Source organism: Micromonospora sp. 050-3, assembly GCF_046549335.1.
GTDB lineage: Bacteria > Actinomycetota > Actinomycetes > Mycobacteriales > Micromonosporaceae > Micromonospora > Micromonospora trifolii.
The window spans coordinates 1,138,813-1,155,761 of the sequence record NZ_JAJPVX010000001.1; the positions used below are offsets into that span (position 1 = coordinate 1,138,813).

Here is a 16,949-nt window from a genome sequence, read left to right on the forward strand (position 1 = left end):
GAACGGTGCGGCCGCGACGAACGGTATGCGTACCGCCGCGACGGTCACGGTCCTCGGCGGCTCGGACCTGGTCCGTTGAACGCCCGCACCCGTACACGGTCCCGGCGTGTCTTCGGCCGCGGTGAGGTCCGACGCCGAACCGCCTTCGGCGTCGTCAGCATCTTGCTGGCCACTTTGGTTGCCGTACTCAACCCCGTCGTCGCCGAGGCAGCGGGCACCGTCCTGTTCAACCAGCCTTTCCACAACAACACCCCGGACGGCCTCGGCCCCATCTTCGTGCCTGCCCTGCCGGCTACCTCCACCACCACGAACTTCGCCTGCCTGACCGCCTCCGGCAACACCAGCACCGGAGTGCTGCGCAGTTGCGCGACGCAGACCGACGCACCCGGCAGCGGCAAGCTGAGGCTCACTGACGCCACCATCAACCGGACCGGCGGTCTCTTCGGAGCGACCAGCGTGCCCACCGCGTCCGGGCTGGACATGACCTTCAACCTCTACCAGTACGGCAACACCGGCGGCGCGGACGGGATGACCCTGGTCCTCGCGGCGGTCGACCCCGCCAACCCGACCGCGCCGGCCACCATCGGCCAGTCCGGGGGAGGGCTGGGCTACACCGGCACCAAGACCCTGCCCGGCCTGGCGAACGGTTACCTGGGTATCGGCTTCGACGTCTTCGGCAACTACAGCACGAGCAACTACCAGGGAGTCGGTTGCGTCGACCCGCCCTACATCACCGCCAACAGAATGCCGGGGCAGGTGGTGGTCCGGGGCCCCGGACGAGGCACGGTCGGCTACTGCGCCGTCAACAGCACCGCCACCGCCGCAACTGCCCCGGTGGTCCCACTGCGGGCGAACACCCGCGCCGCCTCGGTCGTCCCGGTCGAGGTGGTGATCAACCCAACCGGCTCCTCGTTCACCACCGCCTCCGGTCTGGTGGTCGCGGCCGGCCGCTACATGGTGTCCTTCAGGCCGGTCGGCGCGAGCGTCTCGCGGGTCCTGGAGGGCCCGCTGCCAGCGGTCGCCACCGGCCTCTACCCCTCGCCGACCTGGCTCAACAGCAGCGGCATCCCGCGCCAACTCGCCTTTGGCTGGGTGGCCTCCACCGGCTCGGTGGTGGACAACCACGAGGTCGACAACACCAACGTGGTCACCTTCAATCCGGTGCCCGACCTCAACGTCACGCAGACCAGCTACACCGGGCCGAACCCGCAGCCCGGTGACCCGGTCAACTACACGGTCGTCCCCTCGGTCGCGGTCGGCTCCAACGAGACCGCCCCGGTATCGATGACCGCGACCACGCCGACCGGTGTCGTGCCGGTCGGCGCCTTCGGCAGCGGCTGGGTCTGCGGGGCCCCGTCCGGGCAGACCATCACCTGCACCAACAGCAACGGCCCGTTCGCCAACGGGACGTCGCTGCCACCGATCTCGGTGGTCGGCATCGTCACCGGGTCCAACGTCACGCCCGCGATCATCCAGACCCAGTCGACCGTCACCGCGTCGTCCATCGACGCCAATCCCGGCATCTCCACCACCACGGTCGTGGGCACGCCGCCGGCGACGCCGAGTGGGATAACCGTCTCGCCCGCGACGAGCACGATCGCCGGCGGCGTCGCGGTGACGGTCGGCGGGACGAACATCGCCGGGGCGACCGCCATCGAGATCGGCACCACGGCGCAGCAGCAGGCCGGCACACCGGTCGTCCTGCTGCCCTGCCCGTCCGGCCCGGCGGCCGGCTGCTTCACCGTGAACGCCAACGGGACGTTGAGCATCTCGTCCATGCCCGCGCGCAGCAGCGCCGCCACCGTGAACGTCACCGTGGTCACCCGGGGTGTCGCCGCCGCGGCCAGCTACGTCTACACCGACGTGCCCGCCACCCCGGTCGCCCCCACGGCGACCGCCGGCCTGGCCAGCGCCACGGTCACCTGGACGGCGCCGGCGAGCAACGGCAGCCCGATCACCAGCTACATCGTGACCCCGATCCGCAACGGGGTGGCGCAAACCCCGATCACCTACGACGCGTCCACCACCAGCCGGGTGATCTCCGGGCTGACGGTCGGCGCGAACTACACGTTCACCGTCGCGGCGGTCAACTCGATCGGCACCAGCGCGACGAGTCCGGCGTCCACCGCGGTGGTGCCGTACGCGGTGCCCGGGGCACCGACCATCACGGCGGCCAGCGCCGGTGACTCGTCGGCCACGCTGACCTGGACCGCGCCCAACGCGAACAGCAGCCCGATCACCTCCTACGTCGTCACGCCGTACATCAACGGCGTGGCGCAGACCCCGCAGACCTTCGCCAGCGCCGCGACCACCCAGACGGTGACCGGGCTGACCCCGGGCACCGCGTACACGTTCACGGTGACGGCCCGCAACGCGGGCGGCGCCGGACCGCCCTCGGCGCAGTCCGCACCGGTCACGCCGAACGCCTCGCCCAGTCTCGCCAACCCGCCGCCACCCGCCGGCGAGGTCAGCGTCCCCTACAGCAACCAGCTCACCGTCATCGGCGGTACGGCGCCGTTCGCCTGGTCGATCAGCGCGGGAAGCCTGCCGCCCGGCGTGAACCTGAACGCGAGCACCGGTCTGCTCTCCGGCACCCCCACCACTGCCGGCACCTTCGGCTTCACCGTGCGGGTGCTGGACGCGAGCGGTCAGGCCGCCACCCAGGCACTGAGCATCGTCATCGCGCCGCTGCCCACGCTGACCTTTCCGCCACCACCGCAGGGGCAGGTCGGCATCGCCTACAACACCCAACTGACGGTAAACGGAGGCACGGGACCGTTCGTCTGGTCGGTGAGCGCAGGTAGCCTCCCGCCCGGAGTCACCCTGAACGCGAGCACCGGCCTGCTCTCCGGCACCCCCACCCTCGGTGGCAACTACTCCTTCACCGTCCGGGTGGTCGACACCTTCGGTCAGGCCGCCATCCGGACGGTCTCCCTCGGCATCACCGCGTCGCCGACGCTGACGTTCCCGCCGCCACCACCCGGCCAGGTCGGCATTCCCTACAGCAACCAGCTCACGGTCAACGGCGGCACCGCGCCGTTCGTCTGGTCGGTCAGCGCGGGCACGCTGCCGCCCGGTCTCACCCTGAACGCGAGCACCGGTCTGCTCTCCGGCACCCCGACCACCGCGGGTAGTTCCAGCTTCACGGTACGGGTGGTCGACGCCGCCGGCCAGCAGGCGACCCAACCGGTCACCCTCGTCATCACCACCGGGCCGCTGGTCGTGGTGAAGACCTCGAACGTGAACACCGTGGCGGCCGGCGGAACGGTGAACTACACGATCAGCGCGACCAACACCGGCTCGGCCGCACTCAGTGGCGTGACGATCACCGACCCGCTCGGAGGGGTGCTCGACGACGCGACCTACAACGCCGACGCCACCGCCACCTCGGGCACCGTCACGTTCGTCAGCCCGACCCTGAGCTGGACTGGCAACCTGGCCGCCGGCGCAGCCGTGACCATCAGCTACTCGGTCACCGTGGCCAACCCGTCGACCGGTGATCTGGTGCTGACCAACACGGTCACCTCGCCGACGTTCGGTAACTGCGCCACCGGCAGCCTCGACGCCCGGTGTACGGCCACCGTGCCGGTCTCCGCGCTCACCATCGTCAAGACGGCGAACATGACGACCGCGACTCCCGGCGACGTGGTCCGGTACACCGTCACGGTCACCAACACCGGCCAGGCGGCCTACCCGGCCGCGACCTACACCGACGCGCTCGGTGGGGTGCTCGACGACGCGGTCTACAGCGGAGACGCGGCGGCGACGACCGGTGCCGTCTCCTTCAGCTCCCCGAACCTGACCTGGACCGGCATTCTGGCCGTCGGTGCCAGCGCCACCATCACGTACACGGTGACCGTGCGCCTGCCGGACCCCGGCGACAAGGTCATGACCAACACGGTCAGCTCCGGCAGCCTGGGCAGCAACTGCCCGGCCGGCGCCAACGACACCCGTTGCACGGTGACGGTCACCGTGCTGGTGCCGGGCCTGGTCCTGACCAACACCGCGAGCACCGCGAACACGACGCCCTCGTCCACCGTCGACTACACGGTGACCATCACCAACACCGGGCAGACCGCGTACACGGGCATCAGCGCCACCACCTCGCTGGCTGGGTTGCTCGGCGACGCGACGTACAACAATGACGCGACCACCACCGCCGGTGCGCTGTCGTACACCAGCCCGAACCTGACCTGGACCGGCGACCTGGCGGTCGACGCCACGGTGATCATCACGTTCAGCGTGACGGTCAGCTCCGCGACCACCGGCGGACGAGTCCTGACCAGCGTGGTGTCGTCCTCGGCGGTGGGCAGCAACTGCGCCCCCGGCAGCGTCGACCCGCGGTGTACCGCGGCGGTGACCATCCTCATCCCAGGGCTGACGCTGCTCAAGACGGCGAGTGCGCCGAGTACGACGCCGGGATCGGTGGTGACCTACCAGGTCGCGGTGACCAACACGGGCCAGTCCGCCTACCTGGGCGCGAGCTTCACCGACTCACTGGCCGGGGTGCTCGACGACGCCGTTTACGACGGTAACGCCACCGCCACCTCCGGGACCGTCAGCTACACCAGCCCGACCATCTCCTGGAGCGGTGACCTCGCCGTCGGCGCGTCCGCGACGATCACCTACTCGGTGACCGTCAACGATCCCGCGACCGGCGACCGGTCGATGGCCAACAAGCTGGTCTCTCCGACGCCGGGTGCGAACTGTGCCACCGGCAGCGTCGACACCCGCTGCTCGACGACGGTCGCCGTGCTGCTGCCCGGATTGACCCTGACCAACACGCCCAGCGCGGCCACCGCCACACCCGGCGACACGATCGGCTACACGATCACCATCGCCAACACCGGGGAGACGGCGTACCCGGTGACGACCAGCGTGACCAACTCGCTGACCGGTGTACTCGACGATGCCGTCTACAACGCCGATGCCACGGCCGACAGCGGGGCCGTCGGCGTGTCCGGGTCGGTGCTGACCTGGACCGGCGCGCTCGCGGTCGGCGCGACCGTCACCGTCCGGTTCTCCGTGACGGTGCAGGTCCCCGACACCGGAAACCGGGTCCTGACCTCGACGCTCAGCTCAACGGCGGTCGGCAACAACTGCCCGCCCGGTTCGCCCGCCGCAGCGTGCACGGCGACCGTCACCGTGCTGCTGCCCGGACTGACCATCGTCAAGACCGCGAACAGCGCCACCACCGTCCCGGGCGGCGTGGTGACCTACACCATCACCGTGACAAACACCGGCGAGACGGCGTACGCGGCGGCGGCCTTCACCGACTCGCTGGCCAACCCGCTCAACGACGCCATCTACAACGGTGACGCCACCGCCACGTCCGGGACGGTCAGCTACACCACTCCCAACCTGAGCTGGGTGGGCCCACTGGGTCTCGGCGCCGCCGCCACCATCACCTACTCGATGACCATCCTCGACCCGGACCCGGGCGACAAGTCGCTGGTCAACACGGTGGTCTCCAACACCCCGGGCAGCAACTGCGCGACGGGCAGCAGCGACGCGCGGTGCACCGCCACGGTGCGGGTTCTGGTGCCGGCACTGACCATCACCAAGGTCTCCAGCGTGCCGACCACCACACCGGGCGCGACCGTCGGCTACACCGTCACCATCAGCAACACCGGGGAGACCGCGTACCCGACTCTGACCGTCACCGACGCGCTGGCCGGCGTGCTCGACGACGCGGGCTACAACAACGACGCGGTGGCCTCCGCCGGCACGGTCAGCTTCGTCAGCCCCGACCTGACCTGGAGCGGAGCCCTGGCCATCGGGGCCTCCGTGACGATCACCTACTCGGTGACGGTCAACGACCCGGTCACCGGTGACCTGATCCTCACCAACCGGGTCAGCTCGACGGCGGTGGGCAGCAACTGTCCGACCGTCGGCGGCAGCGATGCCCGCTGCGCGGTCAGCGTGCCGGTGGCCCGGCTCCTGATCGTCAGCACCACCGACGTCGCCACCACCACACCGGGCGGAGTGGTCCGGATCAACGCCACCTACACCAACACCGGCCAGGTCCCCTACCAGGGCATCAGTGTCGCCTTCGACTCGGCCGGCCTGGGCACCAACGTCACCGGCAACGGCGACCAGACCGCATCCTCCGGCACGCTGACCCTCGGTCCGACCGGCGCGGTCTGGACCGGCGACATCCCAGTCGGCGCGACCGTCACGCTGAGCGGCAGCATCACGGTGTTCAACCCCTACCTGGGCGACCCGTTGCTCACCGCCACGTCGGTGTCGGCTGCCCCGGGCAACAACTGCCCGGCAGGCGGTTCCGACCCACGATGCTCGATCAGCGTGACCGTGCTGATACCGGGTCTCGCGCTGGAGGTCGTCGCGGACACGGCGACCGCGGTGCCGGGGCAGACTGTCGGTTACACAGTGACGATCACCAACTCGGGCACCTCGCCCTACACCGCGATCAGTGTGGCCAACTCGCTGGCGGCGGTGCTGAGTGACGCGACGTACAGCGGCGACGCGGTGGCCAGCACTGGCACCCTGACCTTCACCGGTAGCACCCTCACCTGGAGCGGTGACCTCGCGGTCGGTGCGGTCGTGACGATCACCTACTCGGTGGTGGTGCTGTCACCCGATCCGGGCAACAAGATCATGCTCAACAGGCTTCAGTCGAGCGCTGTCGGCAGTTCCTGCTCCGCGACGGCTCAGGCGCCCGGCTGCACCTCCACCGTGCTGGTTCTCACCCCGGCGCTGACCATCGGAAAATCGGCGAGCGCCGTGACGACGTCGCCGGGCAGCACGGTCGCCTACACGCTGACCATCACCAACAGTGGACAGATCCCGTACGCCGCGACAAGCGTGGCCGACGACCTGACCGGCGTCCTCGATGACGCGGCCTACAACGGGGACGCGAGCGCCACGGCCGGTACTGTCTCCTTCACCGCTCCGGTGCTCACCTGGAGCGGCGACCTGGCCGTCGGCGCCACAGTGACGGTCACCTACACGGTGACCGTCGACAACCCGGACACCGGGAACAACTCGCTGGTCAACGTCGCCAGCTCCGCCGCGGCAGGCGCCAACTGTCCAGTGGGCAGCGCCGACCCGGCGTGCACGGTCACCGTCGCGGTCGCGGACGAAACTCAACTGACGTTCGCCAAGACCGCGAGTGTGCCCTCGGCTGCCGTCGGTGCGGTGGTCACGTACACGGTGGTGGTGTCGAACTCCGCGCTGACCCCGTACCTCGCCGCGACCTTCGACGATTCCCTGGCCGACGTGCTCGGCAACGCCGTCTACAACAACGACGCCTCGGCCGGCGGGGTGGGCACCATCAACTACACCGCCCCGGTGCTCACCTGGACCGGCGACGTGCCGGCGGCCGGCTCGGTGACCATCACCTACACCGTGACGGTGCAGCCGGTCACCGGTGACAACCTGATGGTCAACACCCTGGTCTCCGACTCCGACGGCGGAAACTGCGGCGTCGGCAGCGTCGACCCCCGGTGCACCGCCCAGGTCACCGTGTCACAGGTGACCATCCTGAACACCGCCGACAGGGCCACCGTGCTGCCCGGCGGCACGGTCGTCCTCACCACCACCATCACCAACGACGGCGGCACCGCCTACTTCGGCGCCTCCGTCAACCTGGGTGGCGCCGACCTGCTCGACGACGCCGTGCCGATCGGCGACACCGCCTCCTCCGGCGCCCTCGTGGTCGGCCCGGGCGGTCTCAGCTGGACCGGTGACCTGCCGGTGGGCGGCGTGGTCACCATCGCCAGCAGCTTCCAGGTGCGCAACCCCGATCCGGGCGACAAAGTCATCTCAAGTACGGCCAGCTCGGCGATCCAGGGGAACAACTGCCCGGTCGGCGGCACCGATCCGCGCTGCACCGTCCGGGTGGACGTGCTGGTGCCGGCTCTGAGCATCGTCAAGGTGGCCAACGCACCCGTCACCACACCTGGCAGCACGGTCGGCTACACCATCACCATCAGCAACACCGGCACCGCCCCGTACCTGGGCGCCGTGGTCACCGACGACATGACCGGCGCGCTCGACGACGCGACCTTCGGCAACGACGCCACCACCACCGTGGGTGGCCTGTCGTACGCGGCCCCGACCCTGACCTGGACCGGTAACCTGCCAGCGGGGCAGAGCGCGGTCATCGCGTACACCATGAGGGTGTTGAGCCCCGACCCGGGCGACAAGACGATGGTGAACGCCGTCTCCTCGACCGAGGTCGGCAGCACGTGCCCACCAGCCAGCTCCAATCCGGACTGCTCCGTTCTGGTGCCCGTACTCACGCCCGGCCTGGGGATCACCATCACCGCCGGTACGGCCAGCACGACGCCCGGCGCACAGGTGGGTTACACCATCGCCATCGTCAACACCGGGCAGACCGCGCAAACCGGCGTCACGGTGACCAATGCGCTGGCCGGGCTGCTGGACGACGCGACCTACAACGGCGATGCCGTGGCGACCACCGGCACTGTCACCTTCACCAGTCCGAATCTGCTCTGGACGGGCAACCTCGCCCCCGGGGCGACGGCAACGATCACCTACTCCGTCACGGTCGCTGTGCCGGACGCCGGCGATCGGCTCCTGACCAGCCGGGTCAGCTCCGCGGCCGCCGGCAGCAGCTGTGTCGTCGGCAGCACCAACCCGGCCTGTACGGCCACCGTGACGGTCTCGGTGCTCAGCATCGTCAACACGGCGAACGCCCCCACCTCGGTGCCGGGTGGCACGGTCCAGTTCACCACCACGGCCACCAACACCGGGACGACGCCGCTGACCGCGATCGAGATAACGACCAACTTCGCCGGCTCGGAGGACGACGCCACGTACAACGGCGACGCCGCGGCCTCGACCGGCACCCTGGTCCTGGTGCCGGGCACGTCGTCCATTCGGTGGACCGGTGACCTGCCGCCCGGCGCGGTGCTCACCATCACCCGTTCGTTCACGGTGAACGACCCCGACCTGGGTGACCGCGTCATGACCTCGGTGGCCAGCTCCACCGCCCCCGGCAACAACTGTCCGTCGGGCGGCACCGACCCCGCGTGCACGGCGACCGTCACGATCCTCATCCCGGCGTTGACCGTGCTCAAGACGGCGGACCGGGCCAGCACCGTCCCCGGCGGCACCGTTGGCTACACGATCACCGTCACCAACGCCGGCGAGACCCCGTACACCGGGGCCAGCGTCACCGACAGCCTGGCTGGCCTGCTCGCCGACGCCGCCTACAACGGCGACGCCAGCGCCAGCTCGGGCCTCGTCTCCTACAGCGCGCCGACCCTGACCTGGACCGGCGATCTCGCCATCGGGGGCAGCGCCGTCATCACCTACTCGGTCACCGCCAACGAGCCGCAGACCGGCGGGCGAAATCTCGTCAACACGGTCAGCTCCACCGAAGCCGGCAACAACTGCCCGGCCGGGAGCCTCGATCCGGCCTGCACCGCCACCGTCCAGGTGCTGCTGCCGGCCCTGAGCATCAGCAAGAACGCCAACGCCGGCACCACCACACCGGGTGGCACGGTGGGCTACACCATCACCGTCACCAACATCGGCCAGACCGCGTACACCGCCGCCACCCTGAACGACAGCCTCGCCGCCGTGCTCGACGACGCCACCTTCAACGACGACGCGGTCGCCACGACCGGTGTCGTGTCGTACGCCGCGCCGACCCTGACCTGGACCGGTGACCTCGCCATCGGGGGCACCGCCGTCATCAGCTACTCGGTTGCGGTGCACAACCCCTCCTCCGGAGATCGGAGCATGACCAACGCCGTCACCTCCGCCACACCGGGCAGCAACTGCCCGACCGGGGGGACCGATCCGGCCTGCGCGGTCACCGTCACCGTGCTCATCCCCGCGCTCAGCGTCACCAATGTCGCCGACGTGGCCACCACCACGCCGGGCGGCGTCGTCCGGTTCACCGCCACCTTCACCAACACCGGCCCAACGCCGTACGTCGGCATCCGGGTCGTGACCAACGCCGCGAACGTCTTCGACGACGCCCGGCCGAACGGGGACCAGGTCGCCAGCTCCGGCACGCTGACCGTGGTCGGCGCCGACGTCACCTGGATCGGCGACATCCCGGTCGGCGGCGTCATCGTCATCACCGGCACGGTCACGGTCAACGACCCGGACACCGGCAACCGGACCCTGGCCAGCACCATCACCACCGACGCGCCCGGCAGCAACTGCTCCACCGCAGCGCCCGGACCCGGATGCACCGTGAGCGTCGCCGTGCTGCTGCCCGGCCTCGTCATCGACAAGACCGCCGACAACCCGACCAGCACGCCAGGTGGCACCGTCACCTACACCATCACCGCCACGAACACCGGCGAGACCGGGTACGTCGACACGGCGATCACCGACTCGCTCGCCGGACTGCTCGGCGATGCGGCCTACAACGCGGACGCCACCGCGAGTTCCGGGGTGGTCTCGTACGCGGCGCCGGTGCTGACCTGGCGCGGTGACCTGCCGATCGGCACCGCCGTGACGATCACCTACACCGTGACGGTCAACAACAGCCAGACGACCGGACGCGTCCTGGCCAACAGGGTCACCTCCGACGCGCAGGCCAACAACTGTGCGGTCGGCAGCATCGACCCGAGGTGCAGCGTCCGCGTCGCCATCCTCGTCCCCGGTCTGGGCATCACCAAGACGGCGGACACCGCCACGGTCACCGCCGGTGGCACCGTCACGTACACGATCACGGTCACCAACACCGGGCAGTCGCCCTACACCGGCGCGACCCTCGCGGACTCACTCGCCGGAGTGCTCGACGACGCCGTCTACAACGCGGACGCCACCGCCAGCTCCGGTCTGCTCTCCTACGCGGCGCCGGTGCTGACCTGGACCGGTGACCTGCCGGTCGCGGCGGTCGCGGTGATCACCTATTCGGTCCAGGTGAACTTCCCGGGCACCGGCGACCAGAGCCTGGTGAACACCGTCAGCTCCAGCACCGTGGGAGCCGATTGTCCGGGGTCGCCGGCCTGCACCGCCACGGTCGCGGTCCGGATCCCCGAACTGAGCATCACCAAGACCGCCGACACCGGCACGGTCGTCGCTGGCGGGACCGTGCGGTATTCGGTGCTGGTAACCAACAGCGGGCAGGCGCCCTACAGCGGCGCCACATTCACCGACTCACTCGTCGACGTCCTCGACGACGCCGTGTACGTCGGCGACGCCGTCACCACCACGGGCGTGCTGTCCTACACCGCCCCGGTGCTCACCTGGACCGGTGACCTGCCTATCGGCGCCACCGCCGCGATCACCTACAGCGTCACCGTCAACCAGCCGGTTTCCGGCGACGGAAATGTGGTCAACACGGTGGCCTCCACGACCGTCGGTAACACCTGCCCGGCGGGTGGAGGCGGCGCAGCATGCACCGCAACGGTCGTCGTGGCCGCGCAGTCGATCACGCTGTCCGGCCTGCCGGCCGGGTTCACCCTGACCGGTCGGCCCCAGCAGGTGGTCGGCCAGCCGGAAGCGGTCACGATGACCGTCACCACCAACAGCCCCACCGGGTACGCCGTGACAGTGCGCGGGCTGGCGCCCGAACTGGTCGGGGCGAATCCCGAGAATCCGTACACGATCCCGATCGAGAACCTGCGGGTACGGGAGAGCGGTACCAGCGTCTTCCGGGGACTCTCCGATGTGACGCCGGTAGTGGTGCACCGCCAGTCCGGGCCCTCGGCGCCCGGCGGGGACGCGATCGGCAACGACTACGAAGTCAGCATCCCCGCGGTCGTAGCCGACGAGTACTCCGCGACGTTGGAATACGTGGCGATCACCGAGTAACAGCCTGAGGAGCATCATGCGAAGGATCCCTGTCCTGGCGACCGCACTGGCGGCCTGGGTGCTGGTCGGGCCAGCAGTCGACCCGGCGCAGGCGGCGGCCCCGACGCCGAAACCGTCCGCGTCGGCCTCGCCGCCCGGCCCGCTGCTCAGCATCACTGTGGACGACGGCCGGACTGAGGTCTCGGCCGGCGACGAGCTGACGTACCGGCTCACCGTCCGCAACCTCGGCGCCACCACTGTGGCCGACATCAAGGTCTCGCAGAGCATGCCGACCGGGTTGACTCTCGTCTCGGCCGACCGCGGGGGCAAAGCCCGGGACGGCGCGGTCACCTGGGCCACCGATCTCAAGGTGGGTCAGGAATCCACCTTCACCACTGTGGCCCGGGTGGGTGAGACGCCAAAGGACCTGCTGCGACTCGCCACGGTCGCCTGTGCCACCGCCAAGGGCGGTACCAAACCACTCGTGTGCGCGACCCACTCGGATCTGCTTCCGGCCGGCGCTGTCGCCCCGGCCGCGGAGGATACCGGCACATCCTGGCTCTGGTCGGCAGGCGCGGCGGCGGCGCTGCTCATCATCGGCCTGGGCGCGTTCGTGCTGCGCCACCGCAACCGCCGGCGCCGGGTCGCACCCGCGCACGCCTACCCGGCGTCGCGCCCGACCGAGAGCACCGACCGGATGGCCGGCGCGGTCAGCGTGGATTGAGCGGGCCTCGGGTCCCGGCGGCCGCCGAGGTGCGGTTGCCGGGCCTGCGGATGGCGTCCGGCGCCGATCAGGCGACCGAGTGGGTGACCGTTCCGGTGTAAACACCAACCACTGTGGACGGCGTCAACTCAAAGATCAGAGTCGGGTTCCAGCTGGCACTGTTCAGGCCGTCGCCGGTGGTCCTGCGGAACGCCGTCGACGGTGCGGCGAGGGACACCGCCTCGGCCGCGGTGGGCTGACCCGGTACGAGAACGCCCGTGCCCGCGTTCTGGGTAGCTGGCCCAGACCAGTAGTCGATCATGCTGGCCGGGATGGTCTCTTCCGGCGTCGCGCCGCCTGTGGTGAAGTCACTTGCGGTCACGGTCGCCACCCAGGTCGCCGCGAGTTGCGCGCGATCGTCGATGACGGTGACCGTGCCGAGTTGACCGCTGATGCCCTCGACGGGTGAGCCGTGACCAAGGTCGGCGCTCGCCGGCACGATGATGGAGAGTTCACCGCCGGCGACGACGACGGTGGCCGTGACGTCGCCGGTGCTGTCGGCCCGGGCGGGCGTGGGAAGACCCACGAGACACGCCGCTCCGATCGCCACGGTCACTTCGAATGACCTACGCATAGCCGTCCCCGTCATCACGCCCAGTTCGCTGTCTCTGCTCGCACCGAGCGTAACCGCCGCGCACCCTGCGCACTCGCGAAGCGGACATAATGGAGGCCCGCGATCGGTCGTGCCGGCGGTGCTGGACTACCACCTACGCAAGATCTTTTGGAAGCCTCGGCAGCACGTCACGCCGAGAACCGGTGAGACGAGACGCACTTGCCGCGCCTCGATCGGGCAGCGCATCGTCGGCCGCGAAGTCTGGGCCTGGTCGGTCGGAACCGCATCCGGGTCTGCCCCCACCGCAGCCGGGCTCAGCCTGATCTTAAGTTTCCTCCTCAGTGAGCCGGGACACTGACACCTAGGTCGACGAGGTCCCGCCGGCCCTCGGCGGCGCGATCGGGCAACAGCAGGAGCGTGCATGCTCGTTCGAACCGGGCACCGATGCGCTCCCACCCCGCTACGGCGTCGGTGAGAGCTGTGGCGTCGCCGTCAAGACGACCTCGGGCGCGGGCGGTGCAGGCGGAGACCCACGCGCTCTCGTGCCGCTCGGCGGCTGACAGCAGGTCCGGAGCGTCCGAGAGCCCGGCGACGACGGCCAGTTCGGCGCCAACCGCCTGTGCGTAGGGCGGAGACCAGCTGCGGGTGCCGTTGAAGGCCAGGCGAACGAGCACGGCGGCGTCCTCCAGCCGGCCGGTGTGGAGGGCGAGCCGCGCGTCGACCATCGTCAGGAACGTGGGGTGCGGGGGTAGCGCGCCGATGACGTCGATTGCTCGGGAGCGCCACAGCGCGTACCCCTCGTCGTCGCCGCGCAGCCCGTGGACGAGGGCGACAGCGGCCATCGGCGGCGACATCGTGCCGGTGCGTGGCCGGCCGGCCCGCCGCCACCCTTCCCACGCGGTGCCCGCCATCCGCAGTGCCTCGTCGAAGCGGCCGCTGAGCACCAGCGGCGTGAGCAGGAGTGCGGCCGAATGATAGGAGCTGCCGGCGAGGTCGTCGTCCATGGTCCGCTGGCCGATCGACAGAGCGGCCGGCAGGTCGCCGACGCCGAGGGCGGCCAGGTGGGCCATCCGGTAGGTGTCGATGATCTCCGGGGCGGCGTTCGGGTCGTGCCGGGGCATCGCAGGCAGCAGAGCCAACCGTTCGTCCATGATCCGGCGAAGGTCCGCGGCCCGCCCGGCCACGAGGTCGGCGGTGCCCACCGCGTCCAGAGCCGCGCTGATCAGTACCGGATCATCGGTGGCCCGGGCGGCCGCCACGGCCGCCTCGGCGAGTGCCAGGTCGGCCTGGCGCCGGTCGGAGGTCGCGGCCCAGGCCGCTGCCTCGGCGAGGTGGGCTGCCACCACGGCGTTGCTCGACCCGTCGGCTGCCGACGTCGCCGCGTCGAGGAGTTCACACAGTCGCTCGTACGGAATCTCGGCGTCGAACCCTGCCGGGTGCCGCTTCGCAGTGGTGACCGCCTGCGCCAGCGCGATGGCCGTGCCTGCACGATCTCCGGCCGACTGGGCCAGGTTCGCGGCGCCGATCAGCAGGTCGAAGGGCCGCTGACCGTCGTCGCCGATGGCATGGGCGACGGCGGCGGCCGCGTGCAGGTCCGCTGCGGCTTCGCCCGGGGCGGGTGCCCGTTCGGCGGCGGTCCGGTAGTGACCGAGCGATTCCATCAGAAACCGCCGTGTGTAGGCGAGATGTGCCAGTGCGCGAGCCAGTCGGTGGGGCAGCTCACCCGGGCCTTCGGGGGCGACGGCGAGGGCCTCCCTCAGATCGTCGGAGAGGCGGTCGAACTCTTCGTACCACTCGTCGCCGTCCAGCTTCGTCTCGAGCTCGGTGGCGACGTCCGCCGCCCAGCGCAGGTGCCGGGCCTGGACCTCCGGCAGCTCTCCCGACGCGTCCAGCCGCTCGATGGCGAACGCGCGCACCGTCTGCAACAGTCTCCACAGCGCCGCGGCGCCTCGGTGGTGGACAGTGACCAGGCTCTTGTCCGCCAGCCTGCCGAGCACGTCGGCGATGGCGCCGCGCGGGCTCCCGGCGGAGCTCACCGCGGTGACGGCGTCGAGGTCGAACGCGCCGGCGAAGACGGCGAGCCGTCTGAACAGTGTCTGTTCCTCGTCATCGAGCAGGTCGTGGCTCCAGCCGATGACCGCGCGCAGCGAGCGGTGCCGCTCGGTCCTGCCCCTGCCGCCGGCCACCAGCCGCAGGTGGTCATCGAGCGCGGCCAGCAACCCGGTCTCGCCCAGGCTGGCACTGCGCGCGGCCGCCAACTCGATTGCCAGCGGCATGCCGTCCAGTCGCGCGCAGAGCTTGGCGATCACGGCAGGATCCGCCGCGAACCTGGGATCCGCGGCGGTGGCGCGGTCGATGAAGAGTCGCTCGGCGTCGGACTCCAGCGGCAGCGGGCCCAGCAGCACGGTACGTTCCCCTCGTATGCCGAGGCGTTCCCGGCCGGTGGCCAGGATGCGCGTGCCTGGACAGTCGGCCAGCACCCGCTCGGCGAACGGTGCCACGGCGTCGATCACGTGCTCGCAGTTGTCGAGCACCAGCAGCGATCGACTCTCTCCGAGCCGCTCAACCACGGCGTCCTCGAGTGACTGTTGGGGTCGCTCGCTGACGCCGAGCGCGGCGGCCACTGCCTGTGCGACGTACCCGTCACGGGCGGCGGTGAGGTCCACGAAAGCCCCGCCGGAGGGGAAGAAGGGTCCCGCCGCCTCGGCGATCTGGCCCGCAAGCCGAGTCTTCCCCATCCCGCCGGTTCCGACGAGGGTCACGAGTCGGGCGTCGCGCAGCGTCTCCATCAGGTGCGCGCGCTCGGCGCTCCTGCCGACGAAGGTGGTGAGCGCCAGCGGCAGACCGGCCAGCCTCCCAGGTACCGGCGCACCCGCCTGCACCTGTACGGCGAGCTCGCTCAGTGCCCTCCGGTCGGCGACGCCGTACTTTCGCAGCAGCGACGAGACGTGGTTCTCCACGGTTCGCACGGAGATGTGCAACCTGCCGGCGATGTCGGCGTTGGACCGGCGCGCGCCGAGCATGACGAGCACCTCGATTTCTCGCTTCGACGCTCGGGCGGGATGCGTGACGGCCATCGCCCCATCATGGCCGACGCTGAATCGATGCTGCGTGGTCCAGTGAGTGGTGGAATGCGTGGTCGCCACCGATGCCCGCCCCGTCCCCGTGCAACAGGCTCTACCCGAGTTCACCGAGTCCACGTGGGGAGACATCATGGGACGTGTCGTTTTGTCCATCTTTACCAGCGCCGATGGGGTCGTCGACGACCCGCAGCGGTTCACCTTCCAGTTCGTGAGCGAGGACTCCATGCGGACCGGGCTGGCGCAACTGCACGCCGCCGACGCGCTGCTGCTCGGCCGGGTGACCTACGAGGGGTTCGCGGCGTCCTGGCCGAGCATGACCGACGAGGCGGGCTTCGCTGACAAGATGAACAGCATGCCCAAGTACGTCGTGTCGACGACGCTGGACCGGGGCGAGTGGAACAACACCACAGTCATCACTGACAACGTCGCCGAAATGGTCACCAAGCTGAAGACCGAGGTGAACGGCGACATCCTGATCTACGGCAGCGTGTCACTGGTCAGGTGGTTGCTGCGCAACGAACTCGTCGACGAACTGCGCCTGGTCACCTACCCCGTCGTGATGGGCGGTGGCGTGCGGCTCTTCGAGGATTCGGACGAGCCAGCGGTCCTCCGACTGGTCGGCACGCAGGCGTTTGACTCGGGAGTGGTCGTGCTGACCTACGCTCCGGCTGGGGAGAAGCTCGCCGGGTGGGGTCAGGAGCCCGGGGTCCCAGGCGGTGAAGGGTGAGAGCGCAGGCACTCCACCCTCGTCCACCACACGCACGCTAGGCACCTGCCTTTGACGAACACCATGAAGGGGACAACC

At 70.2% G+C, this 16,949-nt stretch carries 5 protein-coding genes; 3 read left to right on the forward strand and 2 right to left on the reverse strand.

Translation table 11 applies throughout. From position 1 onward, the window contains the following. Positions 1-174: 174 nt before the first annotated feature. Both ACLJOK_RS05340 and ACLJOK_RS05345 read left to right on the forward strand, forming a co-directional pair. Complete coding sequence (locus ACLJOK_RS05340; RefSeq protein ID WP_410816491.1) at positions 175-11,766, forward strand: putative Ig domain-containing protein; 11,592 nt, start codon at positions 175-177, stop codon at positions 11,764-11,766. A 16-nt stretch (positions 11,767-11,782) separates the two neighbouring features. Then, a complete protein-coding gene (locus ACLJOK_RS05345; RefSeq protein WP_410816493.1) occupies positions 11,783-12,469 on the forward strand; it encodes a hypothetical protein in 687 nt (228 codons plus the stop codon). A gap of 67 nt (positions 12,470-12,536) precedes the next feature. Here the strand turns inward: ACLJOK_RS05345 and ACLJOK_RS05350 are convergent, their stop codons facing one another. Both ACLJOK_RS05350 and ACLJOK_RS05355 read right to left on the reverse strand, forming a co-directional pair. Continuing rightward, complete coding sequence (locus ACLJOK_RS05350) at positions 12,537-13,034, reverse strand: hypothetical protein (RefSeq protein ID WP_410816495.1); 498 nt, start codon at positions 13,032-13,034, stop codon at positions 12,537-12,539. A gap of 365 nt (positions 13,035-13,399) precedes the next feature. Further along, the gene (locus tag ACLJOK_RS05355) at positions 13,400-16,138 is read right to left on the reverse strand and encodes an ATP-binding protein (protein ID WP_410816497.1); all 2,739 of its coding nucleotides are present in this window, start codon (positions 16,136-16,138) and stop codon (positions 13,400-13,402) included. A 136-nt stretch (positions 16,139-16,274) separates the two neighbouring features. Between ACLJOK_RS05355 and ACLJOK_RS05360 the strand changes: the two genes are divergently transcribed. After that, positions 16,275-16,871 (forward strand): dihydrofolate reductase family protein, encoded by a 597-nt coding sequence (locus tag ACLJOK_RS05360; protein ID WP_410816499.1) that lies wholly within the window; start codon positions 16,275-16,277, stop codon positions 16,869-16,871. The last annotated feature ends 78 nt before the right edge of the window (positions 16,872-16,949 follow it).